This is a genomic window from Dyadobacter sp. SRI_021, assembly GCF_057586235.1.
The window spans coordinates 739712-765830 of record NZ_JBYCZM010000001.1 but is presented as its reverse complement, the minus strand read 5'-3'; the positions used below and the strand labels follow the sequence as shown (position 1 = coordinate 765830).

The following is a 26119-nucleotide window of genomic DNA, read 5'->3' as shown; positions in this document are numbered from 1 at the left end:
TGATTGTAAATTTTAGGATAAATTGGCAGTCCGGCTGAGAGGAGCACAGGAGTGTGGGATATTTTGAATCGAATAATAAGTTGGAATAAACCAATTTTCTGGCATTGGAAACCATCACCATCAAGGATATCGCAAAGGCACTGAGCCTGTCGACCTCGACAGTCTCACGTGCATTGAGAAATAGCTATGAGATTAACCCCGAAACCAAGAAGCTGGTGATGGAGTACGCCGAGCGGATGAACTACCGCCCGAATCCCATTGCGCTCAGTTTGAAGGATAGCAAAAGCAAGTCGATAGGCGTCATTATCCCTGAAATTGCAAACCACTTTTTCTCACAGCTTATCAATGGCATCGAATCCATTGCTTATAACCTGGGTTATCACGTGGTGATTTTCCAAAGCCATGATTCCTATGAAAGGGAAGTAGCGAATACCAACTATTTGGTCTCGAGGCGTGTGGATGGGCTGCTGGTTTCGCTGGCGAGCTTGACAACCAATCTCGTACATTTTCAGGAATTGATGGAAAAAGGGCTGCCTATCGTGTTTCTCGACCGGGTACCTAATGATATCGAGACGCATAAGGTCGTAGCCGACAATTTTACAGGCAGTTACGAGGCTACCGAGCATTTAATCCTTTCGGGGCGCCGGCGCATTGCGCATCTCACGAGCCCTATTTACCTGTCGATCACCACCGAGCGACTCGCGGGTTATAAAAAGGCACTGGAAGATTACGGCATTCCATTTGATGAGTCGTATGTCAAATATTGCCTTTACGGCGGCAAAATAGAGGCTGAGAACGAAGCCGCAATAGAAGATCTGCTCTCATTGCCGGAGCCGCCCGATGCCATATTCACAGCCAGCGACCGGCTTACAACCGGGTGTATGTCGGTATTCCAAAGGAAAGGTATCCGGGTGCCGGATGAGGTGGCGATCGTCGGCTTCACCAATATAAGCGTGGCAAACTTGCTCAATCCGCCGTTGACGACCGTCATGCAACCTGCGATGGAAATGGGTCAGCAGGCCGTAGAGCTCTTGATCAGGCTGATCGAGCATCCGCAAAAAAACGACAAATTTGAAACGCGCTCACTTAAAACTGTCATGACGATCAGGGAATCGTCTGTGGGAAAAACCGTAGTTTAGCGGAAAAGACGCGTCACGGATGATTAGCCTTCGCATTGATGGAGCATTGTTCAATTACAGGGTCGCCGGTGTGGCGGTGCTGAATGGCAAGGTGCTCCTGCATAAAACCCCTTCAGATAATTTCTGGACGCTTCCCGGCGGGCGCTGCGAGTTGTTCGAATTTTCAAAAGATACTTTGCAGCGTGAAATGCAGGAAGAAACCGGGCTGGACGCCGAAGCCGGCGCAATGCTTTGGGTTTCCGAAAATTTCTTCCTCTATAATGGCGATAAATACCACGAAATAGGTTTCTATTTTGAAATGCAGATTAAAAACCTGCCCAACCAGGATGATTTTCTCGGTGTGGAAGGGCAGGATGAATTGCTTTTCCATTGGCACGATGTGACTGATTTGCATTCGATTCGTGTCTACCCTGAATTCCTCACGGACGCACTTGCGAAGAAACCTCTGGAAAAAGGACATTATAACTCGGGTTATCTTGATCTCGACGCCGTGGGCGCTATTCCGTCATAAATCGCCAGGTAATATTACCGATTGTGTCAGGCTTGCCAGTTTCAGCGGCTGAAATGCTGCCTTTCAGTTGGCCGCCCTGCCGTTCCACTTTAATGGTACGCCACGAGAATGCCCCTTTTTCGTAAGCGAATGTCTCACCGTCATCGTCGTAAAGGTTATAGCTGCCATTCTTTTCACCATAATGCCGGATTTCGATATCCGTTTTGGTTCCCGACCGCGGTGCGTGGAGCAGGGCCGGCATCATAGGAATAATACCTCCGTCTTTCACAAAAACCGGAATTTGATCCATTCCCGGGCTGACAGTGATCACCTCGCCGTTGCCTGCGAACTTGCCGGTGTAGAAATCATACCATTTTCCTTTGGGCAAAATCACTTTTCGGGAAGTTTGTCCGGTAAACAATGGTGCTACCAACAGGTATTCACCAGCCATATATTGGTCTTTCACTTCATGGGTAACCGCTTCTTCATAAGGATTTTCTTCGAGATTGGTCGCCGTTTTTTCCTTTTTCATGTTTATGCCAAAACCCTCTTCCAGGTTCATCCCACGGAATGGCGGCGTGCCGTTGTAATGGTATTTCGCAAATTCGGAGTACCAGTAAGGCATCATGCGCATCCGGAGTTCAGCCAATGCCTTGATCTGCGGCGCCACCTCGGGGAATGTCCAAGGCTGCATGCTGCTCGACCACGCGTTGATCATCGCCATAGGAGAGAAGCATACTGTCTGAAAGCGCCGGAGCCATTCTTCGGCGGTTTTCGACGCACGTACCTCCGGAGTCCACAGCACGCCGACGTAGCCGCTGTTGATGAGCGCGGTAATGAAATCTTCATGGCTGTAATTGTCATTATAAATCACATAAGGAAACGGCGCCCCACCCGCGTTGGACGCACGAACGAGCCCATATGTGCGCATATTGTTGCGACGGAACATTTCGAAGCTGTGTTTCTGAACGAGCAGCCCGTAAGTCTGGCGGATTTGCTCAGATGAACGGCCCGAAGGAAATTTGGCCACATCCGGCCAGAGGTAGGAATCGAAGCCATCTACTTCATCGATCTTATAGCCACTGACACCGATTTTGACATGCTCTTTTTCAAACTGATCAAAGAGAATTTTGCGCGCCTGGGGCATCGAAAGGTCTGGTACTACACCATTCCAAACTGTGTGTGAACCGGTGTAGGGCGCTATTGCCTTGTAAATGGAGGCATCGGGCGAGACGTACGGGTTTGTCCAGAGGTTGATTTTGACACCCATTTGATCCAGATCCTTTACAAAACTTGCCGGATCCGGGAAGCGTGAGCGGTCCCATTCGAATGTACAAGGGTAGGACTTGGTTTGCCAGCCGGGTTCGAGACCGATGAAATCGAGCGGGAAGCCTTTTTCTTCAAATGCTTTCGCCTCCTGTTTCACCTGATCGGCCGTGTAGAGCCGGTGGACGCGCTGTGTAAAGCCGAGCCCCCAGCGTGGCGGCAGACAGCCTCCGCCGCTCAGCAAATTAAAACGCTCGATCGCATTGACAGGTTTGGGGCCGGCGAAAACGTAGATTTCAATGCCTTCGGCCGGAATCAGCATTTCAACTGCGTCGGAATAGGGGTGGGCTTCCCAGTTCTTGTCGGTGTTGCGATCCATCACTTTCGGCGGATTTTTACTGTCCTTGCGTACGCCCGAGCCCGCGTATACATCGATGTATTTGGCAGAATTGACGAAGACACCATAACCCAGCGACGATACATAAAATGGCACCGGGGCGTGTGTGCGGCCGTTGTCGGTTTTGCCGTAATGATCGGCGTGGAGCTGCATAATGCGGCCGCGCTGATGGATAGTCTGGAAATTCAGCCCGAAACCATACAGCTGCTCATTCCTTTGCAACGGCAGGCGTAGGTACGACTTGCCATTATTCAATTGAAATGCGATGGCCGATTTGTCGAGCGGAAACTCCTGTATGGATAGTTTGGAAAGCGCAGGAGAGGCGGTGCTTTCCGCCGCTTTCAACAGATCGTAGGCATCGGGCTTGCCTGCGGTACCCTTCCAGATGCCCGGATGAATCTCTTTCCAGGTGATAGTTTGCCCGAAAAGCAGGGATGGAATGAAGATTAAAAATAACGTAGAAAGGCCTAGGTTGAGTTGGCGCATCGTGTTCAGGGGCTCGTGGATCAACATTATAAGTGGTTATTGGTTTTTTATACTAAGAAATGGCGGTGGCAAAATAAGTCTATTAATTTTGTAGGATAAATAGATTAATGTTAACTTCGAGCTTCGAAATCAGAAGACCCCTGGCATTATGTACTACGAAATTGAAGACGAACTGGGCAACGTGTCCACCTTACAACTTAAACAACGGATCGCGGAAGAGCAGATTGAGCCGCCCAAGAAGGATGAGCTGGCTCCGCTGTTCTATCTACGGAACGAGGAAGGATTTCCGGTCACATCGCTGGCGGGCGCTCCGTCGGACAGCGACTTACGATCGGTGCTCGATCTGGTGCGTTTCAAGCCGCTTGTACTCAGTTTCTATTGCAATTGCTGGGGAAGTTACGCGCCCAAACACCTGGAAGTTCTGAAGGCGCTCGCGCCGCAGGTGGAGGCTTTGGGGGGACAACTGTTGATATTGACGAATGAATCCCAAAAGGAAATAGGGCGCATTGCCAGAAAGCTGGATACGGCAGCGTTGATTTACCATGATAAAAATTACAACGTGGCGCGCTCCTATGGCGTGTTTTCTGAAACCTCCCCGATCTGGGACCGCATTGCAGGGATTTCGGAAGAAGTTTTTACGCCATCGCTGTTCGTTCTCGGTCGTGACCGTCGGGTGGGTTACGCATTTGTAGATGAAAACTTTGATAATACGCCAGACCTTAAAACGATTTTGAAAGCGGTTTACGACGGACGGCAATAGGAATTACATATTTGGCATTCATACCGTGTCAGCCAGGCAACCATGCATTATCTTTGGTTTCGCCGCTGACACGGTATTTGTTTAATACTATTTTTGGATATGTTATTGAAAAACAGGTTGCAATCGAAGCTCCCCAATGTCGGGACTACCATTTTTACTAAAATGTCGGCGCTGGCCGAAGAGCACAAGGCGCTGAACCTGGCGCAGGGTTTCCCCGAATTCGATTGTTCACCTGATTTACAGTGGCTGGTCGACAAGTATGTACGGTCAGGTAAAAACCAGTATGCGCCCATGCCGGGCGTATTGCCGTTGCGAGAGGCAATCGCACGAAAGACTTTTGAAGCCTCCGGTCACGAATATCATCCTGTGACGGACATCACCATTACCAGCGGCGCCACCGAGGCACTATTCGTGGCAATCAGCACAGTGGTGCATCCGGGCGATGAAGTAATCGTGTTCGAACCTGCCTATGACAGTTACGTGCCGGCTATTGAGCTTAGCGGCGGCATTCCGGTTTCCGTAACGCTCGACCCACAATACGACTTTATTGATTGGGAGGCCGTAAAGTCGCGCATTAGCGAAAAAACACGTGCAATCCTCGTCAACACACCGCATAACCCGACCGGAAAAGTTTGGGAGGCTGCTGATTTACGGGCGCTGGCTTCCCTCGCGGAGGTGCACGATCTGATCGTGATCAGTGACGAGGTTTATGAATACATTGTTTTTGACGGGCGAAAGCATATTTCGGTGGCGTCTATCCCTTCGCTGGCCGGGCGCAGCTTTGTTTGCGGATCCTTCGGGAAGACATTTCACACAACCGGCTGGAAATTGGGCTACTGTCTTGCTCCGGCCCATCTTACTGCCGAGTTCAGGAAAATTCACCAATTCCTGGTGTTCAGCGTGGTAACGCCATTGCAATTTGCCGTAGCCGAGTACCTGAACGAACCGGAGCATTACCTGTCGCTCTCTGCATTTTACCAGCGTAAGCGGGATTTGTTTAATGAGGCAATCCAGGACATTGGTTTTGTGCTTAAACCCTCAGAGGGCAGCTTTTTTCAGAATGTTTCCTATGCCAACTTGTCAGATGAAAACGATCTTGCATTAGCCGAACGGCTCACCAGGGAGATTGGGGTTGCTTCTATACCGGTGTCGGCATTCTATGGAAGAGAAACGGACTTCAAAACGCTTAGATTTTGCTTTGCCAAGCATGATGAAACCTTGCTGAAAGCCGCAGGCTTGTTGAACGCGGCACGTTGGTAAAAAGATTGTAGGAGACCGGATTGTTATTTATAAATTCGAAAAAAGTCGTAACTTAATCTGACAAATTTCGGACGTATGAAAACGATACAATATCAAAAATACGATGAAGTCGCTCCGTTGCGGATAGCTGAGGAGCCCGAAGTGTTGTATGTTGCCCGGCAAACGATCGATATGTTTCCTGTCGGGCGCTTTCAGGCGCTTTCTCAGAAGTTGCTTTTCACCCAAATGGAATGGGCCGAGATACTGCATGTAAGCGATAGAACGCTGCACAGGTATCTGAAAGACGATAAGCCTTTCGAAGGGTTGTATGCGGAGCATTTGTACCAGCTTGAAAATATGGCCGATCTTGGCCTGGAAGTATTTGGGGATGCGAAAGCCTTTGAAAGATGGCTTCGTACGCCGAGGGAAGTTCTCGGTGAAACGCAGGATTTTTCGACGTTGCGCTCATTCTGGGGTGTGAAACTGATTTGCAATGAGCTCGGGCGCATGGAACATGGCGTGTACATATGATCGCGTACCGCCTTGCTGCGAGGGCGTATATTGATGACCTATCGGGTTCAGGAGCCAAGTTGTTTGGAGGGCGCTGGAATCCGGCGGGATGCCCTTGCATTTATGCCAGCCAGAACCTTTCACTCGCATTACTTGAGAAATACGTCCATGCCGAATTCCGGGAATGTATGGAGCGGCTCGCCTTACTCCAAATCACTATTCCCGACGATGATAACCTGGTTTTTCATGTCGACGACCAGCAGTTGAAGAAGAATTGGATGAACGATATTTCCTATTCTCAGTGGATTGGCGAACAGATCCTGACCGACCCTGAAATCATCGCATTTACGGCGCCATCGGCGATTGTACCTTCGGAAAGAAATGTGATATTGAATCCATTCGCCAAAAGATTCGGCGATATTCAGTTTATGCCCGCAGTTGACTTCTCAACAGACTTACGTCTGCTTGCAAAGCTCTTAGCCCAAAAACTACTTCTTGAACAACAATGCCTTGATCGGCTGAATCCGCGTGATGATGAGCGTTGGAATGAGCAGGATCGCCGCCGTGATAATGACCGCGACTACGTTGACCAACGCGAAAATTCCCCAATCGAATACGATAGGGACGGTGTCCATGTAATAATTGACCGGGTCGAGCGGGATCAGTTTGAACTGGTATTGAAGCCAGCATAACAAGAGCGCGGTCACGTTGCCGATAATGATCCCCTTGCGAAGCATGTCGAGGCCGACCTGGAAAAAGATCATCCGGATTTGCCGGTTTGGGCTTCCGAGTGTTTTGAGCAATCCAATGAGCGGTGTTCTTTCCATAATGATCACGAGCAATATTGAGATCATGTTAAAACAAGCTACAAAGAGGATAAGCACCAGGAAAACGGCTGTATTGCGGTCGAGCAGAACGAGCCAGTCGAAGATTTGCGGAAAGAGGCTGGTAACTTTTTGCAGAAATAAACCTGGTGGAAGTTCGCGACGGAGCTTGTGGGTGACCTGGTCGAGGTTGTGAAAGTCTTTGAGGTAAATTTCATAAGTCCCGACAGAATCTGCGCCCCAGCCATTCAGCCGCTGTACAAGTCCGATATCCCCGATGATCAGGTTGTTATCAAACTCTTCCATTTCCGTTTCATAAATACCGGCGACCACCAGCTTACGGGGCCTGGGCGGATTTTGAAGCGAATACATGATTACATCGTCGCCGGTTTTCAGCCGCATTTGCGCAGCGATTTTCCGGCTGATAAGGATTTGTGAAGAATAACCGTATTTAATGGAGGAAGAATCGGTGCGGGTGATTAGTTTCCCTTCTTTGAGGTTGGGTTTGAAAGTTTCCCAGTCGTAGTCCTTGCCTACGCCTTTCAGAATTATTCCTTTGATTTCGTCTGGCGTCTTCAGAATGCCCGATTTATGTGCTACGGCTTGCCAGCGCTTGATTTCGGGAATTGTTGGTAGTATATCCGACACCGCATTTTTGACCGGGAGCGGCGCCTCTTCATAAGTATTGCCCTGCGAAAAGGCATTTACATTGATATGTGCGCTGAAAAGGAATATTTTTTGCTGGATGGTTTGCTTGAAGCCCAGCAGCACTGCAAAAGCGATGATTCCAACCGCAATACCAATGGCGATACTGGCCACGCCGATTCGCGAAACTGTGGCAGAAAATGATCCTGCTTCGTTATGGCGTATTCGTTTGGCGATGAATGAGGGGAATTGCAAGAGGAATCTGTTCTTTAAATTAGTTGTTGACAAAAATAGGAAAAAACCTTAGCGGTTCGAAAAAGGCATTTTTTTATTAAGTTTCCAGCCTCTTTTTAGCCCAAAGACATACCGAATCGAAAAACATACCACGGTCCATGCCATTAATCAAAGTTGCTTCCGGAGTAGTAAACCAGATACCCATGGCCTGGGAGGCCAACACCCAAAATATCGTCGATGCGATCAGGGAGGCCAGGAAGCAGGATGTAAGCCTGCTCTGCCTGCCCGAATTATGCATTTCAGGTTACGGCTGCGATGATTATTTTTTTGCGCCGGACATGGTGGAACAAGCTCAGCATTGCCTGCTCGAAATAGCAGAGGAAACGGCAGGGATGATCGTGGCGGTAGGCTTGCCGCTGCGGCATAGTGGAAGTTTGTATAATGCAGCCTGCCTGATTTCCAATAAGCAGATTGCCGGTTTTTACTGCAAGCAAAACCTGGCCAACAACGGTATTCACTACGAGGCGCGATGGTTCAGGCCGTGGCAGCCTGGGGTAGTAGAGAGCATTGAGGTCAATCAGATGTTTTACCCAATCGGGGATCTCATTTTTGACGTGGCTTCGGGTCCTATCCTGGGCGGTTCACACGGAGTGAAGATTGCGTTCGAGATTTGCGAGGATGGCTGGGTGGCCAATCGTCCCGCTCGCAGGCATTACGAGCGGGGTGTGGACATTATCCTGAACCCCAGCGCGAGTCATTTTGCATTCAATAAGTTTATGGTGCGCGAGAAGCTCGTAGTGGATGCGTCTCGCTCATTCTCATGTAGTTATATTTATACTAATCTCCTGGGTAACGAGGCGGGGAGGGCTGTGTACGATGGGGATGCGATGATCGCCTCGAATGGCGACCTGCTTGCATCCAGTCCGCGATTCAGCTACGAGGACTATGTGATCACAACGGCAGTTATTGATACGGAATACACCCGTTTAAGTCAGGTTCAGAGCAAAATTGCTACTGCGGAGAAAGAACGGACCTGGCGCGTTGCTGCAAGGTTCGATTTTCCGGATATCGAGCCGGTATTACCACAGGTTCCGGATATAGAGCCATTTGAAAAAGGTGGGGCATTAAAGGAGGAGGAATTCGCGCGGGCCGAGTGTCTTGCATTGTTCGACTATCTGAGAAAGAGCCGTTCCAACGGTTTCACCATATCACTTTCGGGCGGGGCCGATTCCTGTGCCTGTACTGCATTGTGTGGGCTGATGATCCGCCTGGCCGATGAAAGTATCGGTATGGACCGCTTCAAGCAGAAGCTATCTTACATCAAGGATATTCAATCTGCCCAAACAGAGGAAGACCTTGCCAAAGTTTTGATCCATAATATTTACCAGGGGACTGAAAACAGCTCTTCCGATACGCTCGAATCCGCACAGTCATTGGCGGAGTCGATTGGTTCTACATTTTATAATGTAAATATCAATGGACTGGTCGAGACTTATAAAGATCTGATTGAAAGCCAGATTGGCCGGAAGCTGAACTGGGAGCAGGATGACATCGCACTGCAGAATATTCAGGCGAGGGTCCGTGCCCCGGGAGTGTGGCTGCTGACCAACCTTTCGAACCACCTCTTGCTCGCTACATCGAACCGCTCGGAGGCGGCCGTCGGATATGCCACTATGGATGGTGATACCTCCGGCAGCATTAGTCCGTTAGCGGGGATCGACAAGCATTACCTGCGCCAATGGCTCCGCTGGCTCGAAACGGTGGGATGTGAAGTGAAAGGCAAGCACATCCGGATTGAAGGTTTAAAGAAAGTAAATAGCCTGCAACCCACCGCCGAACTACGACCACTCGCACAGACGCAGACAGACGAGGCCGATTTAATGCCTTATGAGTTTTTAAATGACCTGGAAGGACTGGCTATCAGGGATAAAAAGTCGCCATTGGAGTCTTACAAAAACCTTTATGTGCGTTACAAAGGAACTTATAGCGTGGAGCAGCTCCTCGGTTGGACAGAACGTTTCTTTAAGTTATGGAGCCGCAACCAGTGGAAGCGGGAGCGTTACGCGCCATCCTTCCACCTCGACGACCGAAACCTCGACCCGCGCTCCTGGTGTCGCTTCCCGATATTGTCCGGCGGGTTTGAGAAAGAATTAGCCGAGCTGCGCGCATATGTACAAGGCGCGGCTGTGCAGAACGGGCGCAAGCGGATCGGGTTTTAGCAATAGCGGCCGTATTTCGTTATCTTTACTGAAATAAAATTTGCTGTCATGGCTACAATAACCGTTGAAGTAGAGGATACAGAACTTGACTTTCTGCGAGCGCTTTTGATGAAATTTCCTTTCGTGAAAATCAGCGAAGACGTCGAAGAGGATTCTGACGAGGCTGTTCGTGCAAATGTCAGGGAGGGGATTCGCGAATTGTCTTTGGTGGAAGGAGGTAAGCTGAAAACCCGTTCTGCACGTGAGTTTCTTAATGAACTATGAGGTTCGAGGTTGAAACCCTTCCAAACTTTGAAAGGGAAGCCAGAAGGCTCCGAAAAAAGTTTATATCTCTTCCAAGTGACTTACTTCATTTAATCGAACAACTCGAAACAGACCCTTTTATTGGAACAGCACTAAGAGGCGGTTTCTACAAAATAAGGCTTGCGATAAAGTCAAAGGGCAAAGGCAAGCGAGGTGGTGCGCGCGTGATTACTTATGTTAAAGTGGTTAAGAATAAAGTATTTCTGGTTTCGATTTACGACAAATCGGAACAATCGGACATTTCCGACGACGAGTTGAACCGGCTACTACTAGAAATCCCCAACAAACAGTAGCCTCAGATCTTATTCAAAAACCGGATACCGGCCTGGAAGCCGATCCAGCCGTAAACTTTGCTGGAAGCGTCCGGCTTTTCCCCTAGCCAAACGGATGGAAACCCTTTTTTGCCTTCTGCGTTGATTAAACCGGAGTGTTTGGCAAAGAAGGTGTTGATTGATGGGCCCACAAATAGCGCGAACCGCGAACCGATTTTCTTCTCGATACCTAATGCAAATTTGACAAGCCCCTGACTGATGTCATCGTCGATATTATGTTCAAGCAGTACCAAGCTTCCCGTCAAATCCGCATTAGCGCTCCAACCTCTGCCCAGTTTTTGGGCCGTCCCGAAACCGTAACCTATGGTAAAGAGCGGTTTGTCTTTTGCCAAGCCGCTGAAACCGAGGTTGAAAATATTGTAAAAACGACTTACCCCCGTTTTGAATGCGGTATTGAAATAGTTGAACTCGTCGGTGGAGAACTCGTAGCGGCGGTAACCATTGCTATGCACCCAGCTGAAAAGCCCGAACGGAACGGTCGCCGTCGAGTCGGCGTAGTTCACAGCGCCGATCTGATGGCCGCTTTTGACCGTGTGGGCATAATTATAAACAGCCGAGAACTGGTAACCATGCAATTCACCTACAATTACATTACCCACGCCGGCCACCTGGAAACCCGTAAAATTGCGGCCTATGTAGTTCAGTAAATGCGTTCCCTGGAAGCCGGTGAAATTGCCCAGCGTCATGTTCAGTGCATTAGCATATTGAAAGCCGACTACATCGTTACCGACTATATTACTTACCCCCGCAAACTGGAAACCCCTGACATTACCTCTTACGACGTTGATCAAACTGCCGATTTCGAATTTGGACACCCCCAGCGAGTACCCGGCGATGAGGTTGATGGAATATTCATTTACAATATTTCCGCTCAGCCCGTGGTTCGTGCCCAGGAATGGCAAAATAGAGGCCTGGAAGGGCGCATACAGCGTATCCTCGATATTGCGGGTGTGTATGGCTTGCTTGGCCGATGCGAATGCGCTGACAAACTTGTTCTGAACGCGCCGGTACTTCTTGCGCAACGACTCGTAATCGGCCCAGGTAATAGCTTTGCCGCTGGCCGAGCTATCGATAAAAATGGTATCGCGCGGTAATTCCGTTTTCGCCACTTCAAATTGCGGGACAGTTACTTTGGTATGCAGCGAGTCCACCTGCACGGGGGTGGGCGTAGCGATCTTTCCGGAAATCGGTTTCAGCGTGTCGGGCGTAAGCGAAATCTGCAGGTAGGTATCTTTGCGCGTCGGAATGGGGATGGATTTGCCGATATAATCCTCTTTCCTGATTTCGAGCCGGAGTGAGGAGCGGGCGGCCGGGAGACGTATTTTGTAATAACCATATTGGTTGCTTACTGCCGAAGCCAGCGTCACCGGCTCGTAAATACTTGCGTTAGCCAGTTTTTTGCCGGTTTTATTGTCGATAATGTAGCCATTCAGGTCGAAGTTTTGGGGCTCCTCTGGCTTTTCGGTTTCTGGTTTCTTTTGAAGGATGATATAGTGGCGACGCTCCTTGAATGTGACCTTGTCTTTAAAAATGGCTACCAATATTTCCCGTACGCTCCGGTTTTCAGCCTGCATCGATACACGACTTTTGACGTCGATCATGTCGGGGCTGTACGAGAAACTGAAACCGCCCGCATTGCCGATTTTTCGTAGCGTCTCGTCGAGCGGTTGGTTCGTTACTTTCAAATTAATGCGCTTTTCCAGCAATTCCTGGGCCGAAATGTAGCCGGGGAGCAGGCAAATGCAGGCACAGCAGAAAGTAATTCTGTAAAGTAGTTTCAAAGCAGGATAACTTGTAGTTTCTATTGGCAACCGTTTCCGTCGAGCCAGTAAACCTTTCCTTCTTTCCGGAGACTGAGGTCGAGGGTTTCGGCGATGACGGACAATGTGGCGTCCACCGGTTCTTTTTCGAAACGGATCGTGAGCCTGCATTGCGCGATCTTGTCATTGGACAGCCGCACGTCCACGTGATAGCCGTCGCGGATCGACGTAACGACATCTTGCAGATCGGCGGCATTGAATTCGTAAATCTGTGTGCGATAACCCATCAGGTTCATATTGGCTTGCAGGCTACGGATCGAGTCTTTGAGCACTTCCGCACTTTGCCCTTTCACCAGTTCGACGCGGTGGGAGTTTTTGCTTACACGTACTTTCCCGGTCGCGACATCCACCCGCACAGGTGCTTCATGGTAAGCTTTTACATTAAAAGACGTTCCCAATACCCGAATCTCCGTGCCGTTAGCTTGAATGACGAACGGGTGTGCGGCATCCGGTTTCACATCAAAAAACGCTTCTCCCTGCAGTGAAACCGTCCGCAAATCGCCTTTGAAGTTTTCAGGATAGGTGAGTTTAGAGTTGTAATTGAGAAAAACCTTCGTTCCATCGGGAAGGAGTTGCTCCTTCGTATTGTCGGTTGTGGCTACGTGAAGCGATTCCGGCGTTTTTTCCGAAATAAGGAAGAACCATCCGAAAGCTGTGACCAGAATAGCAATCACCGCAGCCGCCCACATCGTTACCGGCAACCGGCGTTTTCGTATCTCGGGCCGGAATTCGATTGTTTTTGCCTCCCTGGTCGGTGCTTCCGGGGTAGGCACTTCCTTCCCAGGCAATTTGGACGATGGGTCAGCAGTCTTCCGCGCAGCCATTTTACCCTTCATTTTATTCCAGGCGGCATCCGTATCCACCCCAACGCTGCTCTTTTTCATAGCAGCCGTGTGGTCCCAGATCAGCCGGTAAGTAGCCAGCTCCCGTGCATTGGCTTCCGATTCGGCGAGCCAAGCTTCCACATCATTTCTTTCGGATTCCGAAGCGGTGTCGGCCAGGTAACGTGCGAGCAGTTCCTCCGATATGTTTGCATGAGATGAGTTCATGGTTACGATCTGATTAACTGTTCAACAATGCTACCACACAACCAAAGCGTGACGGGCAGGTAGTCTGCCAGTTCCGCGCGCAGAATTTTCAATGCTTTCCCTATCTGATTTTCCACCGTTTTAATGGATATTCCCAACTGATCTGCTATTTCCTGATATTTCAATTCCTCAAAACGGCTTAGCCTGAATGCTTTCTGGCACTGCTCGGGCAATGTGCTCACTGCCCGCTCGATGCGTTCTTCCAGCTCGCTGGCGTGGATTACCTCCGTCACCGAGTCGTACGACCCACTCGAAACATACATGGTATAATCCTTATGCGCTTTCCGCACATTCGCGTGCTTGAAGCGGTTGAGGCAATGGTTGTGCACTGCCCGATAGAGATATGATTTCAGCGAAAGGGTGATTTCGAGATCCTCCCGCTTCTCCCAGATCGTCAGAAAAACCGTCTGTACGACTTCTTCGGACTCTTCTTCATCTTTAAGCATTGTACATGCATAATTGCACAGCCTCGGATAGTAGGTCCGGAAGGTCTGCTCAAAGGCCTGTTCATCGCCCCGCCGTATCGCGCTGACTATTTCTGGGTCGGAAGAGTGCACCGTTATCTGTTTTTGATTTTCGGTCAAAAATAGATAATCTCTTTCGATTAGCGGTTCCTGATATAGAAGAGCGGTCATTATGGATGTCCTTTGGAATGTGACAACTTACCCGCCGCATACCCCTATAACAAAATTTATTTTTTTGAATAGGGGGATTCAAGGGGGCAGTTGTCCTATCGTAAACAACGTCTTTTAGCCATGAAACAAACTTTTCTTAAACTATCGCTTGCCCTTAGTATCGTTTCTGTTTTTCAATCCTGCGTTTATATCAATAAGGATGAGGACATTCCGCCGAGGGGCGAAGCCACACGCACGTATGATTTTCGCAATTTCGATGAGCTGGAAGTAAGCGACGCAATCCGCGTTCATGTGATCGCAGGCACGTCGTTCAGCGTTGAAGCTACCGGCGAACGCAACGACCTCGACGACCTTAACATTTTCGTTCAGGACGGGAAGCTCACTGCGCGTTACAATAATTCATGGAGGAAACGGCAGAGAATGGATATCGACATTACAATGCCCGATCTCAGCGGCGTGGATTTTTCGGGCGCGGTAGATGCGGAGATCAATGATTTTGAAAACCTGCCCAGCATTGAAATTGAGCTATCCGGCGCTTCTCAATGCGATTTCGAAGGAAGTGGCACCACATTAAAGTTCGACCTCAACGGTGCCTCACAGCTGAATGCTTTTGGTAAAATGAAGTTCGTTGACGGCGAAGCTTCCGGGGCGTCGCAACTCAATGCATTCCAACTGGAAACGGAAGAATCTGATCTGGATGTTTCGGGCGCGAGTAATGCCAAAGTATGGGTTACCCGTTTGCTGGACGTGAAAGCCACCGGCGCGAGCAACGTGCGTTACCGCGGCAACCCGAAAGTCGAAAAGGAAGTAACTGGTGGGAGTAGTGTCCGCGCTGATTAGAATTTTCAGGGGATCATTCCATATTTAACCCGGGCCTGTGCTTTCGACATACCGTCGAAATGCCACCATTCCGTGGTATTGACCTTGAATCCCACCTGGGTCATGACTTTTCGCAAAAGCTGGCGGTTCTCGATTTGCCTGGCCGTCAGCTTTCCTTTTTCCAGCATTTCCTGCTCGGAGCGTGGATATGCCAAAGGGCCAAAAAAGTCGAATTTAGTGCCCATATCGAGTGGTTTGCCGTTTTCATCGACAACGGTAAGGTCGATGGCACACCCGAAGTTGTGGTTCGAACCGATTTTGGGATCGGCCACGTATTGGGTTTTGCTTCGTGCGGGGATTTTTAAATGATCCAATGCATTCCAAAGATCGTATTGGGCCGAGTTAGGGCGTGCCGCATCATAAACCAGCAACCGGTATCCCGGCTTTTCTTTTTTCAGCAATGTGCTGGCTTTGGCAAGCCGTTTAGCCATTTCGGGTTGCAGATAGGCGCGGGTGAGGTCGCCGTACACATCGCGTCCGATGAAGTTGTCGGTGGTCGAATATTTCAGTTCAACCAGAATTTCGGGATCCACTTTTTGAATATCGACAAGGCCCCGGTCGACCATTTTTTGCTCGATAGCAGGCAGTGATTTCGATGACTGGGCAAAGGTCTGGAGAGCAGCGAAGCTTGTTAGCAGTAGGGAAAATGCAGTTTTGAGCATAAAAAAATATCCTTGCAAAGGCTGCAAAGATATTCTTTTTGCTGAATTGGGAAGTGTAGGCTAGTACCGTTTGATATTGATGCTGGTAAGCCCGCCTTCGTAATGTACAATGACTTTCTTCGTTGCGGTGTCGAAATTCGCGGTGCGGTAGAGGCCGTCGCCGATTTTGCTTAATCCGTCCATGTTTTTGGCATTCAGAGCCCCGTCCATACGCATTTCGCAGCCGACGGATTCAGGGATTTCGAGTGTCACCGATGCTACCCCCGCCTCGATATCAACACTGGCAGCAGGCATTTTGTCGCCCAGGCGGATGTCCATATCAGCCACGCCGGTGCTTACTTTCAGTTTTTCGACTTTGTAATTACTGAAATCGAAGTCACCTTTTCCGGCACCGATACCCAGGTCGATATTCCAGACTGGTTTTTCGTTCAGCTGAATTTTGGCTCGATTCGATATTTCCCCGTTTTTGATCTTCACATTGCCTTCTTCCATTTTTAAGGTAACCGAAGCGGAGTTGTTCAGCTTGTTTACCGATGTATTGGACCGGAAACCAACAACTGTACTGGTAGTGGCCGCTTCGAACAACTTGGCGGTATTACCATTCAGCGAAAAGGAGCCTGCGCCGCCTTCCAGGTTGAAATTGGCTTTCTGGATAAAGTCTTCCATTTCGTAATTGTACGTGCCGTTGATGGGCCGGTCGCCTTCTTTCCAATGCTCTCTGCGGTAATCTTCGTCTTTTTCGTCCCCGTCGTCGTCATTATCGTCGTCGTGGTGGTAGCCGTATTCATGATCGTCGTCGTCATCGTCCCAACCGAAATGCCAGTTGTTGTCATGGTCATCAAACGCCTGGTGCGTTTTGTTCACCACACCTCCGAAAACGGCCAGTGTAATAAGCAATGCCACAATACCGCCCGACCCGCGTTCCCGGCCGGCCGCTATCAGAATGGCGCCGGCGATAATCAGCAGTACCGGCCAGTAAGGTAATACCAGGTCCCAATCGATATTCAGTAAATTCATGCTTCGGAGCAGCCAGATCACCCCGAAAATGATCAGTAAGCCGCCCCAAACAATGCCACGTGAGTTTTTCATGATCTTATATGTTTGATCGGTTAGTACTGTCGGTATTCAGGTAGTTGCGCAACAGCAGCAATCCGCCGGTCACGATCAGAATAATGGGCCAGAAGAAACGGCCGAAGTCGAAAGCGGTGAGCTCTTCCACCAGGAACAGCGACCCGATGACAATGAGCATTACACCCCAGAAAATGTTTTTGAAATTCATGGCTTTATGGTTTATGGTACGATTCAGGAAGGTTAGTTGACTTTGATGACATCATCGTCACCATTGTCAGGCTTTTTCAATTCAGGATCTTCCGGAAAATGCGTTTCCGGCGAAGAGCTTGGAGAAAACGGCGTGTAAGGCTGTGGATCGGGACCGGGATCTACCGGTTCAACCGGCGGAGGTGTTGTAGGATATACAGTCGATTTGTTTTCAGCCTCTTTATCGCGCTGGCGGAGGATAAGGAATGCACCTACGGCAATCAGTACGATAGGCCAGAAGTATTTTTTAAACGAGAACCAGAACGGCAGGTCGTCTACCAGCATTAATCCACCGAAAAAGATCAGCACGCCGCCCAGTATCATCATCGTCTGATCAGACCTCTTTTTGTCCGCCAGCGGATCGGATGGTTTGGAAGGTTCCGAACCGAATGCCGTGTGAGTGGTGTACACTTCTCCGGCGGGGCCGGTTGGCAGTACCGCCCATAGGATAATATAAAGCAGTCCGGTCATTCCAAATCCGGGAGGCAGTATCGGCAGCGCCATGACGACGAAGATCACGCGGACGATTACGACGTCAATTTGCAGATACTGAGCGATTCCCGCACAAACTCCTCCGAAAACAGCCTGGTCAGGTATGCGATGCAATTTCTTTTCCATGATTAGTTTAGTATTTATTTGTAATCAAAGGTAGTAGGTAATGCAAGATACTGTAAACCGGAAAATTATTATCGGCGAAAGGGCGTGTTAAGCGGATGTTTTTAGTGAGAATGTGTTTTAAATGGATGAAAAACGGCCTTATTGCTCTTCGAGCGCTTCAAGAATGTCCATCATTGAGCCAAAATCCTTATACCCCGGACGGATTTCGTCGCTGCCGCGCAGTGCAATACCGATGTTCGGAAGCAGTTCGGTAAGCGCGCTCACCGTAAACTCGTTATCGAGCCCAAAGCCTACCAATACAGGATAATCCGCCTCGACTGTACCTAAGACCTGCATCCAGGACTCGGACAGTTCCGCTTCATTGTCGCTTTCTAACAAGAAATGGGTCACTTCGCCTTCGTAGCGGCTCAGAATAGGAACAATTTCGCCAGCCTCGAAGAGATCGACGCTTACCCGCAACATCAGCGGCAAGCCCAGTTCGGTACGGAGGTAATTAAGCAAGCCCGGGTCATTCACTTGCACGGCGTGCACGGGATAGTCGTTCAGCGCGCTTACGATCGCTTCCGGATCGGTTTTGGAAGTCTCGGCGACGAGCGTCACGCCCGCGAGCCAGGAGCAGATATCCTCGAATTTTTTAGGAGAAATGTAATTGGGAGAATCTTCGTCAATGGAAAAACCAAGCATTTCAACGCCCATACCCGCACAATAGCGCGCGTCGGAGAGGTTGGTAACATTGCTGATTTTTACGGTTTTAGTAAGCATTGTGAATGTGCAAATGCGGATCGTCGTCCGGTTGATCAAAAGTGATACCGCAAAATTAGGTAAAACCGGTAAAAGTCAGTCAATCTTTCCCGAATGCAGTTGATCAATGGGGAAGATGAGGTCCCAGTCTTTCCCCCAGACGATATTACCCCGTTCAATCTTGAATTTCTTGAAATGAACTGGATTTTTGTACTTGTCGTATTGCGGATGTGGATGATCCGTTAAAAAGGGGCCGAAGTCGACAATCTGCTGAGTCAAGTCAGAAAAGCTGATCCGGATTTTGTAATCTGCCAAATATTCCGCGCCAACGATCTTTGTCATAACCTTCTGGTAATCTTTAAACTCTTGACTTTCTTTTTGAGAACAAAGAAATCAGTCCATTTATTCACAATGTCTTGCGCATAATGCTCGACCACTTTTTGCGCTTCTTTAAGCTGAGCTGTCGGAAGAGGTTCCTGTCCGCTCGATTTCCGTAACAACACTTCCTTTAAAGCTCCGTCCTCAAAGAATATTTCGAAAATACTCTCATACTGATTGTAGGAAACGTGTATGTGGATAGGTAAGTGCTCATTAGAATAAAAGTAAAATATCATTCCGAAATATTCGATAATTTTTGGCATAGTCTGTGTGATAAGTGTATCCAAATCTAGCCAAAACGGAACATAAAAATAACGGACATTGCCGGCAATGAGCAGCCGGCAATGCCCGTCATATCAAGCGGTTGGTGAATATTACTGCGCCGAAAACTTATACTTCGTAGTAGTTTTATAAGTCTCACCCGGATTTAGCGTCGTGGTCGGGAACTGAGGCTGGTTCGGGGAGTCAGGGTAATGCTCGGTTTCGAGGCAGAGGCCGAAACGTTTTGAATAGGTGGCGCCTTTGCCGGTCAGTTTGCCGTCGAGGAAGTTGCCGGTGTAGAACTGAACGCCTGGTTCGGTGGTGTAAACTTCCATCACACGGCCGCTTTCAGGATCTTTGACGGTAGCAAATTTTTCCAGGCCGTCGCCGCTGCGTTTCAACACCCAGCAGTGGTCGTAGCCGCCGCCGGCTTTGATCTGCTCGTCTTCGATTTTATCAATGCCTGCACCCACTTTGGTAGCCTTGCGGAAATCAAATGGTGTGCCTTCCACAGCGCGGAGTTTGCCGGTCGGGATGAGGGTGGTGTCTACTGGAACGATGCTATCCGATGCGATGGTCACTTCGTGGTCGAGAATGTCGCGTTTCAGGCCGGTTAGGTTGAAATACGAGTGGTTGGTCAGGTTCACGACGGTCGGTTTGTCGGTGGTCGCCGTGTAGTCGATCGTCAATGCATTCTCGTTGTCGAGCGTGTAAACCACTTTCACGGTCAGGTTACCGGGGTAGCCTTCTTCCATATCCTTGCTGGTATATTCCAGTTGTAAACCTACCACTGAATCCTGCTTGATTTCGGTCGCTTTCCAGATCACCTTATCGAAGCCTTTTGTCCCTCCGTGCAATGCATTCGGACCATTGTTGATCGCCAGAGAGTATTCCTGACCATTCAATTTGAATTTACCCTTCGCGATACGGTTGCCGTAACGGCCCACCAATGCACCGAAGAACGGGTGCCCGTTCAGGTAAGGTGCAAGCGAGTCGAAGCCCAGCACCACATCCGCCCATTGACCGTTTTTGTCCGGCGCGGTGAGTTTGGTGATGATCCCGCCGTAGTTGGTGATGTTGACGGTCATACCGTTGGCGTTGGTCAGTGTGTACAGGTCAGCCTGCTGGCCGTCGGGGAGCTGGCCGAAAGCCTCTTTGGAAATAGTACTGATCATTTTTTCTTCATTCTTGGTTTTTGAGCAACTGAAAATGGCAAGGCCAACCAGCGCAGTGAGTAAAAAAGGGATTCTTCTCATGGTCAAAGGTTAAGAGTTTGCGTAAATGGTCAGATTATCCGAGGGCAACTTCCTCCGTGCCATCGGTGATTTTCACACGATAGCAGGGCAGGTCGATTTTGTATTTTTCAAAATAGGCTTGCTTCATTTTGGCTTCAAAAGCATCAACACTCTCTTTTTTCACCAGATTAATGGTACAACCTCCGAAACCGCCGCCCATCATCCGAGCGCCGAGTACGGTGTCGTCGTCCAATGTCTGAGCCACCAGGAAGTCAAGCTCAGGGCAGCTTACCTCATATTCATTTTGGAGCCCGAAGTGGGTAGCATACATTTTTTTGCCAAAATCGGGCAGATTGCCTTGTACGAGCAGATCGCAGGCATCCTGCACGCGCTGGATTTCTTCGGTCATGAATTTGGCACGGCGGTACACCACGTCACCCATTTCCTCTTTATGTGCTTCCACCAATGCGGGTGTCGCGTCGCGCAGGCTCAGTACTTTCGGATCATATTGCTGCAAAATGGCGGTTGCCTTTTCGCATTCCTGCCGGCGGGTATTGTATTCCGAGCTGGCTAAAGAGTGTTTCACCATCGTATCGCAAAGCACGATCAGGTAATCGTCCATCGGGAACGGGAAGTACTCGTATTCGAGCGAGCGGCAGTCGAGGCGGATCACCGACTCCTCCTTGCCAAATGCAGAAGCAAACTGGTCCATAATGCCGCACTGGACACCTACATACTCATTCTCCGCTTTCTGAGACATTTTCACAATGCTGAAACGGTCGAGGTTCAGCCCGTAGATTTCATTCAACGCAAACAAAAGGCAGCATTCCAACGCCGCCGATGACGAGAGTCCGGCACCTACCGGTACATTACCGCCGAATGCGGCCTGAAAACCGCCGATTTTCAAGCCCTTCTTCTGAATTTGCTCCACAATACCGATCTGGTAATGCGGCCACGACTTTTCCGGCTTGGAAAGGTCGTCCAATGAAAACGAATAAGTCTGGTCGAGGTCTGCGGCGTAGAGGATCACCTGCTCATCCTCGCGTGGGGCGATCACGAAATATACGGCCTTATCCACACTTGCGGGGAGTACGAAGCCATTGTTATAATCGGTATGCTCGCCGATGAGGTTAATGCGGCCTGGTGAGCGGAACACGCGCACGGTTTCGCGCGTGGCTGTCCCGAATTTCAAAAAATATTTATCCTGGATACCTTCTGCGATATCGGTTTCTGTCAGTAGCATTTCAGTTTCGGTCGGTTTAATATCCTTTTACAAGGGTTATTTCATTGGCGATTGCGGTGCCGCTTTGTATTGCAAAAATGTTATTCAAAAATAAATCTACTTTCCCCATATGCTCATTTTTGTGCCCGCCGCCGGTATGCTGGGTCAGGATCACATTGTCCATTTGCCAAAGCGGACTGTCGGCAGGGAGTGGTTCGATCTCCGTCACGTCGAGTACGGCGCCGTCCAGTTTGCCTGACTTCAATGCATCGATCAGTGCATTCTCATCGGTCGTGCTGCCACGTCCCACGCTTGCGTAAATGCTCTGGTCTTTCATGGCCGAAATGAACTCCGCATTCACAAAATGCTGCGCGGTTCCGGGCAAAGTATTAATTACCACGTCGGCGTGCGGTAGCGCATTGAAAAGATCTTCCTTGCTACGGATATCGGCCTCCTGCGAGGTCCGTGCCATTAAATGCGTGGTGCAACCTAACCCTTTCAAAATGGCGTTCACCGATTGCCCAATCGTCCCGGCGCCAAGAACGATCACGGTCTGTTTATACAAAATCTTCAACTCGGCGCGGAGCGGCGTTCCGATCCATTCTGTTTTCTGTTTCAAGAGCGTCAGCTTATCGATACCGCGGTACAATGCCAGCACACCGCCTACGATCGACTCGGCGCACGGGCGTGCGAACCAGTCGCCCATATTCGCCGTTTTGACGTGATCGGGAACGGCCACAGACGCGTATTGATCGAACCCGGCGGAATCGAGTTGCCAGAATTTCAGATTGGCAGGAATGTTTCCGAACCAGGCTACCGGCGGGTTGCCGAGGATGTAATCGGCGCTGGCAAACCAGGATTTAAGCTCCTCATTGCTGGCCGATTCGGTGCGGAAATGGATCTGATGCTGCGGGGTAAGGGCTTCGCTCAATTTAGCATTAAGCGAGCCGTCGAGTATGGCGTGGCAGTATATGATCATCTATTGTTTTTGTTTTAAAGAAGCAAGGTAAAATGATTTACCTGTAATATCTGCTTATCAGACGGTGAAATAGGCCTCTATCCTCCACGATGAGGGCATTTTCAGATCTTTTTCAGGATTTTTCGGGCCCTCGACTGGAACGCCGCAGGCTCGTATTCAACCGATTCTTCCAGGAATACCCGCAGTTCTTTCTGGATCTCCGGATAAATTTTGGATAGGTTAAACAGGATGGTGAGACAAAACGTGCGGATCGCAATGGCTAGCTGACGGTTCGCGATAATGCTGAACGCCGCGTCCATCAGCTCGCCGTGAAATTCATCGGGAATGCTGATATCCTGCAAAATGCGCGCACTGTTGCGGATCACGGCGTCATGAATATCGGAGCGTTTTAGCTGACTCACGAGCACGCCTATGTACGGGCGGATGAGCTCCGGGCGCTCGCGCGTGGCGATGCTCACGCTGTATGCGGCGCGTTGCGCGAGGCGGTACTCGTCGGATTCGAAGCAATGCATCAGGTGCCTGAATGCATCTTCTGAAGTACAGGCGTACCTGGCCACTTCCGTTGCTTTCCGCTTCGACTGGTAAGGGTCGGCCAGCAATTCTTCTTTGATATTCATGATTTTGAAAGGTCTAAATGCAAATGCCCCACATTTCGGCAGGGCATTCGCAGACATTACTTTTGGGGTCGGTCCAATTACTTGATCTCGCCCACCATGTCTTCCGGTTTTACCCATGCGTCGAACTCTTCCGGCGTGAGGTAACCCAATGCCACGGCCGTTTCTTTCAGTGTAGAGCCGTTTTTATGAGCGGTCTGCGCGATTTCGGCGGCCTTGTAATACCCGATTTTAGTATTCAGAGCAGTTACCAGCATCAGCGAGTTGTTCACGTGCTTCTTGATATTCTCATGCAAAGGCTCGATACCCACCGCGCAGTTATCGTTGAACGAAACACACACATCGCCAATCAAACGGGCAGAATGCAGGAAGTTGTAAGCCATCAATGGTTTGAAAACGTTCAGCTCGAAATGCCCATTGGAACCACCGATGCTGATCGCCACGTCGTTACCCATAACTTGTGCTGCCACCATGGTCATGGCTTCGCATTGGGTTGGGTTTACTTTACCCGGCATAATAGAGCTTCCTGGTTCATTATCAGGAATATGTATCTCGCCGATACCCGAACGCGGGCCCGACGACAGCATACGAATATCATTCCCGATCTTCATCAGGCTTACAGCAACGGTTTTCAATGCACCGTGCGCTTCTACGATCGCGTCGTGTGCCGCTAATGCCTCAAATTTGTTTTCAGCAGTAACAAATGGCAGGCCTGTCAATGCTGCGATGTGACGCGCTACGTTTTCGGAGTAGCCCGGAGGCGTGTTAATCCCCGTTCCTACCGCGGTACCACCCAATGCGAGTTCCGAAAGGTGCGCCAATGTGTTGTTAATAGCTCTCAAACCATGGTCGAGCTGCGAAACGTAGCCCGAAAATTCCTGGCCCAGAGTTAGCGGTGTAGCGTCCATAAAGTGCGTACGACCGATTTTAACTACATTCTTAAATGCTTCGGATTTCGCTTTCAGCGTGTCACGCAGCCTGGTAATGCCCGGGATCGTTACGTCCACCAGGATTTTGTAGGCCGCAATGTGCATTGCGGTAGGGTAGGTGTCGTTTGACGATTGAGACTTGTTGACATCGTCATTCGGGTGCAAAAACTTCGTTTTGTCAGCCAAATCACCGCCTTGCAGTACGTGCCCGCGGTAGGCGATCACCTCGTTGCAGTTCATGTTCGACTGCGTTCCGGAACCGGTTTGCCACACCACCAGCGGAAACTGGTCGTCGAGCTGGCCGGTAAGGATCTCGTCGCAAACTTTGCCGATGAGCTCGCTTTTTTCCTGAGGAAGTATGCCGGCTTCGAAGTTGGTGATAGCGGCAGCTTTTTTCAGGTATGCGAAGGCCTTGATAATCTCCTTCGGCATTTTATTGATATCCTGTGCGATAGGAAAGTTCTGGATCGAGCGTTGCGTCTGGGCGCCCCAGTATACATGCGCAGGGACCTGCACTTCGCCCATCGTGTCTTTTTCTATACGGTATTCCATTTTTGAAGTAGAATGATAATGTAATTGAACAATGTGCGGTAAAGTTAGGCCTGGACTTGCAGTTTCTGGAGTTTTTTATGGATAAATGTTCAGCTCTGAAAAAAGAATGTTTAGATTGACACACCGAGAACCTGAACCCCACTTTTCATGACACCCAAAATCAGCGTTTATCCCGACTACGCGCTTATGAGTTCCGCCGCGGCTGAGCGCGTGATCGACCTCATAAACCACAAACCTACGTCGGTTATTTGCTTCCCATCCGGCAGTAGCCCCAAGGGAATGTTCGATGCGTTGGTAGCGGCCAACCAGAATGGCCGCGTCGATTTCTCCCAATGCATTTTCATCGGCCTCGACGAATGGATAGGCCTTGGTTCCGGCGACGACGGCAGTTGTCGTGACCTCCTCGACCGCGATTTTCTGAAACCCGTCGGCCTCCGTCCCGACCAGATTGTCTTTTTCGACGGCAAGGCCTTCGATCCGCAAGCCGAATGCGACCGCATCAACAAAGTCGTGGAAAGCCTGGGTGGTCTCGACCTTATTATATTGGGCGTAGGCATGAACGGCCACCTCGCCCTCAACGAGCCAGGTACCTCCTGGGATACTTACGCCCATATTTCTGAGCTTGATACGGTCACCGTTGAAGTAGGTCAGAAGTATTTCAAACAGCCCACGACGCTCACTCGGGGGATTACCGTCGGTATCCGGCACATTCTCGAAGCACGCGCTGCGATCCTCCTTGCTTCTAGCCGTGCGAAAGCCCCCATAATCCAGCGCGCCCTCGCATTCCCCGTTTCAAAGGATTTCCCGGCGACGGTTTTGCAGAATCATTTGAATGCAGAGTTTATACTGGATGCGGATGCGGCCGGGACGATTTTTTAGCTAATACGAAATCACTTTTATCGCCATTTATTTTACTCCAAATAAGATATTTTATCCTGCCGAAAGGCTAATTTCTACTCACTTCACTGAAATTGGCCGACCATTTACGGCCGAATGCGCCTTCCGCCTAAATTTGACGCAGTTCTTTGTGAACGCCCGTCAATCGGGGTGATGGTTTTTGCTTTTGGATCCCTCAGCCAAAACATAGCAAAACAAAAAAGGAACCGTGTGCAATTCACGGGCAGTCGTGCTACTGTAAGTATCCGCTCTGAGCATTCAGGGCCAATTTTTACCCTCGCGTCCCATTGCAGCGCCCCGGCGCGCGAGAAGGGCGGTAAAAATGATACAAGCCAGGAGACTTGCCGTCATCCTCAATGGCTTTTCCCTCACGGGTGGGGAGTAGTCAAGCATTGATTTACCACATTTTATTGCAGTATCACAGGCTACCCGGCTGTTTTGGGGAAAC

The 26119-nt window shown here is 49.7% G+C and carries 27 protein-coding genes, 1 pseudogene and 1 riboswitch; of the genes and pseudogenes, 11 read left to right on the top strand and 17 right to left on the bottom strand.

Annotated features, from left to right (window positions below):
* Nucleotides 1-104 precede the first annotated feature (104 nt).
* Together AC2YIT_RS03080 and AC2YIT_RS03075 are read left to right on the top strand one after the other, a co-directional pair.
* Nucleotides 105-1139 (top strand): LacI family DNA-binding transcriptional regulator, encoded by a 1035-nt coding sequence (locus AC2YIT_RS03080; protein ID WP_487278196.1) that lies wholly within the window; start codon nt 105-107, stop codon nt 1137-1139.
* 19 nt (nt 1140-1158) lie between these two features.
* Complete coding sequence (locus AC2YIT_RS03075) at nt 1159-1650, top strand: NUDIX hydrolase (protein ID WP_487278195.1); 492 nt, start codon at nt 1159-1161, stop codon at nt 1648-1650.
* On the opposite strand, the gene AC2YIT_RS03070 is transcribed toward AC2YIT_RS03075, so the two are convergent.
* Nucleotides 1637-3805: a glycoside hydrolase family 31 protein gene (locus AC2YIT_RS03070; protein ID WP_487278194.1), complete on the bottom strand. Its 2169-nt coding sequence runs from the start codon at nt 3803-3805 to the stop codon at nt 1637-1639. The genes AC2YIT_RS03075 and AC2YIT_RS03070 overlap by 14 nt on opposite strands.
* 121 nt (nt 3806-3926) lie before the next feature.
* Here AC2YIT_RS03070 and AC2YIT_RS03065 point away from each other — a divergent pair, with 121 nt between their 5' ends.
* From AC2YIT_RS03065 to AC2YIT_RS03050, 4 genes and pseudogenes are all read left to right on the top strand, one after another.
* Entirely contained in the window at nt 3927-4538 is a 612-nt protein-coding gene (locus AC2YIT_RS03065) for a peroxiredoxin family protein (protein WP_487278193.1), read from the top strand.
* A gap of 99 nt (nt 4539-4637) precedes the next feature.
* Nucleotides 4638-5798 (top strand): methionine aminotransferase, encoded by a 1161-nt coding sequence (locus tag AC2YIT_RS03060; RefSeq protein WP_487278192.1) that lies wholly within the window; start codon nt 4638-4640, stop codon nt 5796-5798.
* A 75-nt stretch (nt 5799-5873) separates the two neighbouring features.
* Nucleotides 5874-6308 (top strand): type II RES/Xre toxin-antitoxin system antitoxin, encoded by a 435-nt coding sequence (parS, locus tag AC2YIT_RS03055; RefSeq protein WP_430842568.1) that lies wholly within the window; start codon nt 5874-5876, stop codon nt 6306-6308.
* Nucleotides 6305-6739: pseudogene (locus AC2YIT_RS03050) on the top strand (RES family NAD+ phosphorylase); the annotation flags it as partial. The gene parS and the pseudogene AC2YIT_RS03050, both read left to right, overlap by 4 nt.
* Before the next feature lie 36 nt (nt 6740-6775).
* Here the strand turns inward: AC2YIT_RS03050 and AC2YIT_RS03045 are convergent.
* Complete coding sequence (locus AC2YIT_RS03045; RefSeq protein ID WP_487278191.1) at nt 6776-8011, bottom strand: ABC transporter permease; 1236 nt, start codon at nt 8009-8011, stop codon at nt 6776-6778.
* A 137-nt stretch (nt 8012-8148) separates the two neighbouring features.
* On the opposite strand from AC2YIT_RS03045, the gene nadE reads away from it, so the two are divergent.
* Genes nadE through AC2YIT_RS03030 form a run of 3 tightly spaced genes read left to right on the top strand, consistent with a single transcriptional unit; the run spans nt 8149 to nt 10805 of the window.
* Nucleotides 8149-10209, top strand: coding sequence for an NAD(+) synthase (nadE, locus tag AC2YIT_RS03040; RefSeq protein ID WP_487278190.1), 2061 nt, complete (start codon nt 8149-8151; stop codon nt 10207-10209).
* 48 nt (nt 10210-10257) lie between these two features.
* Entirely contained in the window at nt 10258-10473 is a 216-nt protein-coding gene (locus AC2YIT_RS03035; protein ID WP_430842576.1) for a hypothetical protein, read from the top strand.
* Nucleotides 10470-10805 carry a type II toxin-antitoxin system RelE/ParE family toxin gene (locus AC2YIT_RS03030; protein WP_430842578.1) on the top strand — a complete coding sequence of 112 codons (336 nt, stop codon included), beginning with the start codon at nt 10470-10472 and terminating at the stop codon, nt 10803-10805. Before AC2YIT_RS03035 ends, AC2YIT_RS03030 begins: the two co-directional genes overlap by 4 nt.
* 2 nt (nt 10806-10807) lie before the next feature.
* On the opposite strand, the gene AC2YIT_RS03025 is transcribed toward AC2YIT_RS03030, so the two are convergent.
* From AC2YIT_RS03025 to AC2YIT_RS03015, 3 genes are read right to left on the bottom strand one after another with little or no spacing between them, the layout of a single operon-like run.
* Nucleotides 10808-12625, bottom strand: a complete 1818-nt coding sequence (locus AC2YIT_RS03025) for a peptidase associated/transthyretin-like domain-containing protein (protein ID WP_487278189.1) — start codon at nt 12623-12625, stop codon at nt 10808-10810.
* A 20-nt stretch (nt 12626-12645) separates the two neighbouring features.
* Nucleotides 12646-13713 carry a FecR family protein gene (locus tag AC2YIT_RS03020; protein ID WP_487278188.1) on the bottom strand — a complete coding sequence of 356 codons (1068 nt, stop codon included), beginning with the start codon at nt 13711-13713 and terminating at the stop codon, nt 12646-12648.
* Nucleotides 13714-13715: 2 nt separating this feature from the next.
* Complete coding sequence (locus AC2YIT_RS03015) at nt 13716-14336, bottom strand: RNA polymerase sigma-70 factor (RefSeq protein WP_487278487.1); 621 nt, start codon at nt 14334-14336, stop codon at nt 13716-13718.
* A 171-nt stretch (nt 14337-14507) separates the two neighbouring features.
* Between AC2YIT_RS03015 and AC2YIT_RS03010 the strand changes: the two genes are divergently transcribed.
* The gene (locus AC2YIT_RS03010) at nt 14508-15227 is read left to right on the top strand and encodes a head GIN domain-containing protein (protein ID WP_430842584.1); all 720 of its coding nucleotides are present in this window, start codon (nt 14508-14510) and stop codon (nt 15225-15227) included.
* Between the two features lie 5 nt (nt 15228-15232).
* Here the strand turns inward: AC2YIT_RS03010 and AC2YIT_RS03005 are convergent, their stop codons facing one another.
* From AC2YIT_RS03005 to fumC, 12 genes are all read right to left on the bottom strand, one after another.
* On the bottom strand, nt 15233-15928 hold the full coding sequence (locus tag AC2YIT_RS03005; protein WP_430842586.1) for a M15 family metallopeptidase: 696 nt from the start codon (nt 15926-15928) through the stop codon (nt 15233-15235).
* Nucleotides 15929-15988: 60 nt separating this feature from the next.
* On the bottom strand, nt 15989-17017 hold the full coding sequence (locus AC2YIT_RS03000; protein ID WP_487278187.1) for a toast rack family protein: 1029 nt from the start codon (nt 17015-17017) through the stop codon (nt 15989-15991).
* Nucleotides 17018-17021: 4 nt separating this feature from the next.
* Entirely contained in the window at nt 17022-17207 is a 186-nt protein-coding gene (locus AC2YIT_RS02995) for a LiaI-LiaF-like domain-containing protein (protein ID WP_430842590.1), read from the bottom strand.
* A gap of 32 nt (nt 17208-17239) precedes the next feature.
* On the bottom strand, nt 17240-17863 hold the full coding sequence (locus tag AC2YIT_RS02990; RefSeq protein ID WP_430842592.1) for a PspC domain-containing protein: 624 nt from the start codon (nt 17861-17863) through the stop codon (nt 17240-17242).
* A 138-nt stretch (nt 17864-18001) separates the two neighbouring features.
* Nucleotides 18002-18664, bottom strand: a complete 663-nt coding sequence (locus tag AC2YIT_RS02985) for a hypothetical protein (protein WP_430842594.1) — start codon at nt 18662-18664, stop codon at nt 18002-18004.
* Between the two features lie 36 nt (nt 18665-18700).
* Entirely contained in the window at nt 18701-18946 is a 246-nt protein-coding gene (locus tag AC2YIT_RS02980; RefSeq protein ID WP_430842596.1) for a DUF2442 domain-containing protein, read from the bottom strand.
* The gene (locus tag AC2YIT_RS02975) at nt 18943-19218 is read right to left on the bottom strand and encodes a DUF4160 domain-containing protein (RefSeq protein WP_487278486.1); all 276 of its coding nucleotides are present in this window, start codon (nt 19216-19218) and stop codon (nt 18943-18945) included. The genes AC2YIT_RS02980 and AC2YIT_RS02975 overlap by 4 nt, the downstream gene beginning before the upstream one ends.
* Before the next feature lie 138 nt (nt 19219-19356).
* The gene (locus AC2YIT_RS02970; RefSeq protein WP_487278186.1) at nt 19357-20499 is read right to left on the bottom strand and encodes an aldose epimerase family protein; all 1143 of its coding nucleotides are present in this window, start codon (nt 20497-20499) and stop codon (nt 19357-19359) included.
* Between the two features lie 34 nt (nt 20500-20533).
* Nucleotides 20534-21721, bottom strand: coding sequence for a galactokinase (locus AC2YIT_RS02965; RefSeq protein ID WP_487278185.1), 1188 nt, complete (start codon nt 21719-21721; stop codon nt 20534-20536).
* A 16-nt stretch (nt 21722-21737) separates the two neighbouring features.
* Entirely contained in the window at nt 21738-22679 is a 942-nt protein-coding gene (locus tag AC2YIT_RS02960) for a D-2-hydroxyacid dehydrogenase (protein ID WP_487278184.1), read from the bottom strand.
* 101 nt (nt 22680-22780) lie between these two features.
* Entirely contained in the window at nt 22781-23296 is a 516-nt protein-coding gene (locus AC2YIT_RS02955) for a hypothetical protein (RefSeq protein WP_487278183.1), read from the bottom strand.
* A gap of 77 nt (nt 23297-23373) precedes the next feature.
* Nucleotides 23374-24774 carry a class II fumarate hydratase gene (gene fumC, locus AC2YIT_RS02950; RefSeq protein WP_487278182.1) on the bottom strand — a complete coding sequence of 467 codons (1401 nt, stop codon included), beginning with the start codon at nt 24772-24774 and terminating at the stop codon, nt 23374-23376.
* Nucleotides 24775-24921: 147 nt separating this feature from the next.
* Here fumC and AC2YIT_RS02945 point away from each other — a divergent pair, with 147 nt between their 5' ends.
* Nucleotides 24922-25653, top strand: a complete 732-nt coding sequence (locus AC2YIT_RS02945; protein ID WP_487278181.1) for a 6-phosphogluconolactonase — start codon at nt 24922-24924, stop codon at nt 25651-25653.
* A gap of 155 nt (nt 25654-25808) precedes the next feature.
* A riboswitch (cobalamin riboswitch) is annotated at nt 25809-26034 on the top strand.
* Nucleotides 26035-26119: the final 85 nt, after the last annotated feature.

Excerpts from the sequence above, each read along its gene's own strand:
- AC2YIT_RS03075 (WP_487278195.1), top strand. The coding sequence starts at position 1,159 with ATGATTAGCCTTCGCATTGATGGAGCATTGTTCAATTACAGGGTCGCC.
- AC2YIT_RS03070 (WP_487278194.1), bottom strand. The coding sequence starts at position 3,805 with ATGTTGATCCACGAGCCCCTGAACACGATGCGCCAACTCAACCTAGGC.
- AC2YIT_RS03065 (WP_487278193.1), top strand. The coding sequence starts at position 3,927 with ATGTACTACGAAATTGAAGACGAACTGGGCAACGTGTCCACCTTACAA.
- AC2YIT_RS03060 (WP_487278192.1), top strand. The coding sequence starts at position 4,638 with ATGTTATTGAAAAACAGGTTGCAATCGAAGCTCCCCAATGTCGGGACT.
- parS (WP_430842568.1), top strand. The coding sequence starts at position 5,874 with ATGAAAACGATACAATATCAAAAATACGATGAAGTCGCTCCGTTGCGG.
- nadE (WP_487278190.1), top strand. The coding sequence starts at position 8,149 with ATGCCATTAATCAAAGTTGCTTCCGGAGTAGTAAACCAGATACCCATG.
- AC2YIT_RS03035 (WP_430842576.1), top strand. The coding sequence starts at position 10,258 with ATGGCTACAATAACCGTTGAAGTAGAGGATACAGAACTTGACTTTCTG.
- AC2YIT_RS03030 (WP_430842578.1), top strand. The coding sequence starts at position 10,470 with ATGAGGTTCGAGGTTGAAACCCTTCCAAACTTTGAAAGGGAAGCCAGA.
- AC2YIT_RS03020 (WP_487278188.1), bottom strand. The coding sequence starts at position 13,713 with ATGAACTCATCTCATGCAAACATATCGGAGGAACTGCTCGCACGTTAC.
- AC2YIT_RS03010 (WP_430842584.1), top strand. The coding sequence starts at position 14,508 with ATGAAACAAACTTTTCTTAAACTATCGCTTGCCCTTAGTATCGTTTCT.
- AC2YIT_RS03005 (WP_430842586.1), bottom strand. The coding sequence starts at position 15,928 with ATGCTCAAAACTGCATTTTCCCTACTGCTAACAAGCTTCGCTGCTCTC.
- AC2YIT_RS03000 (WP_487278187.1), bottom strand. The coding sequence starts at position 17,017 with ATGAAAAACTCACGTGGCATTGTTTGGGGCGGCTTACTGATCATTTTC.
- AC2YIT_RS02995 (WP_430842590.1), bottom strand. The coding sequence starts at position 17,207 with ATGAATTTCAAAAACATTTTCTGGGGTGTAATGCTCATTGTCATCGGG.
- AC2YIT_RS02990 (WP_430842592.1), bottom strand. The coding sequence starts at position 17,863 with ATGGAAAAGAAATTGCATCGCATACCTGACCAGGCTGTTTTCGGAGGA.
- AC2YIT_RS02980 (WP_430842596.1), bottom strand. The coding sequence starts at position 18,946 with ATGACAAAGATCGTTGGCGCGGAATATTTGGCAGATTACAAAATCCGG.
- AC2YIT_RS02975 (WP_487278486.1), bottom strand. The coding sequence starts at position 19,218 with ATGATATTTTACTTTTATTCTAATGAGCACTTACCTATCCACATACAC.
- AC2YIT_RS02970 (WP_487278186.1), bottom strand. The coding sequence starts at position 20,499 with ATGAGAAGAATCCCTTTTTTACTCACTGCGCTGGTTGGCCTTGCCATT.
- AC2YIT_RS02965 (WP_487278185.1), bottom strand. The coding sequence starts at position 21,721 with ATGCTACTGACAGAAACCGATATCGCAGAAGGTATCCAGGATAAATAT.
- AC2YIT_RS02960 (WP_487278184.1), bottom strand. The coding sequence starts at position 22,679 with ATGATCATATACTGCCACGCCATACTCGACGGCTCGCTTAATGCTAAA.
- AC2YIT_RS02955 (WP_487278183.1), bottom strand. The coding sequence starts at position 23,296 with ATGAATATCAAAGAAGAATTGCTGGCCGACCCTTACCAGTCGAAGCGG.
- fumC (WP_487278182.1), bottom strand. The coding sequence starts at position 24,774 with ATGGAATACCGTATAGAAAAAGACACGATGGGCGAAGTGCAGGTCCCT.
- AC2YIT_RS02945 (WP_487278181.1), top strand. The coding sequence starts at position 24,922 with ATGACACCCAAAATCAGCGTTTATCCCGACTACGCGCTTATGAGTTCC.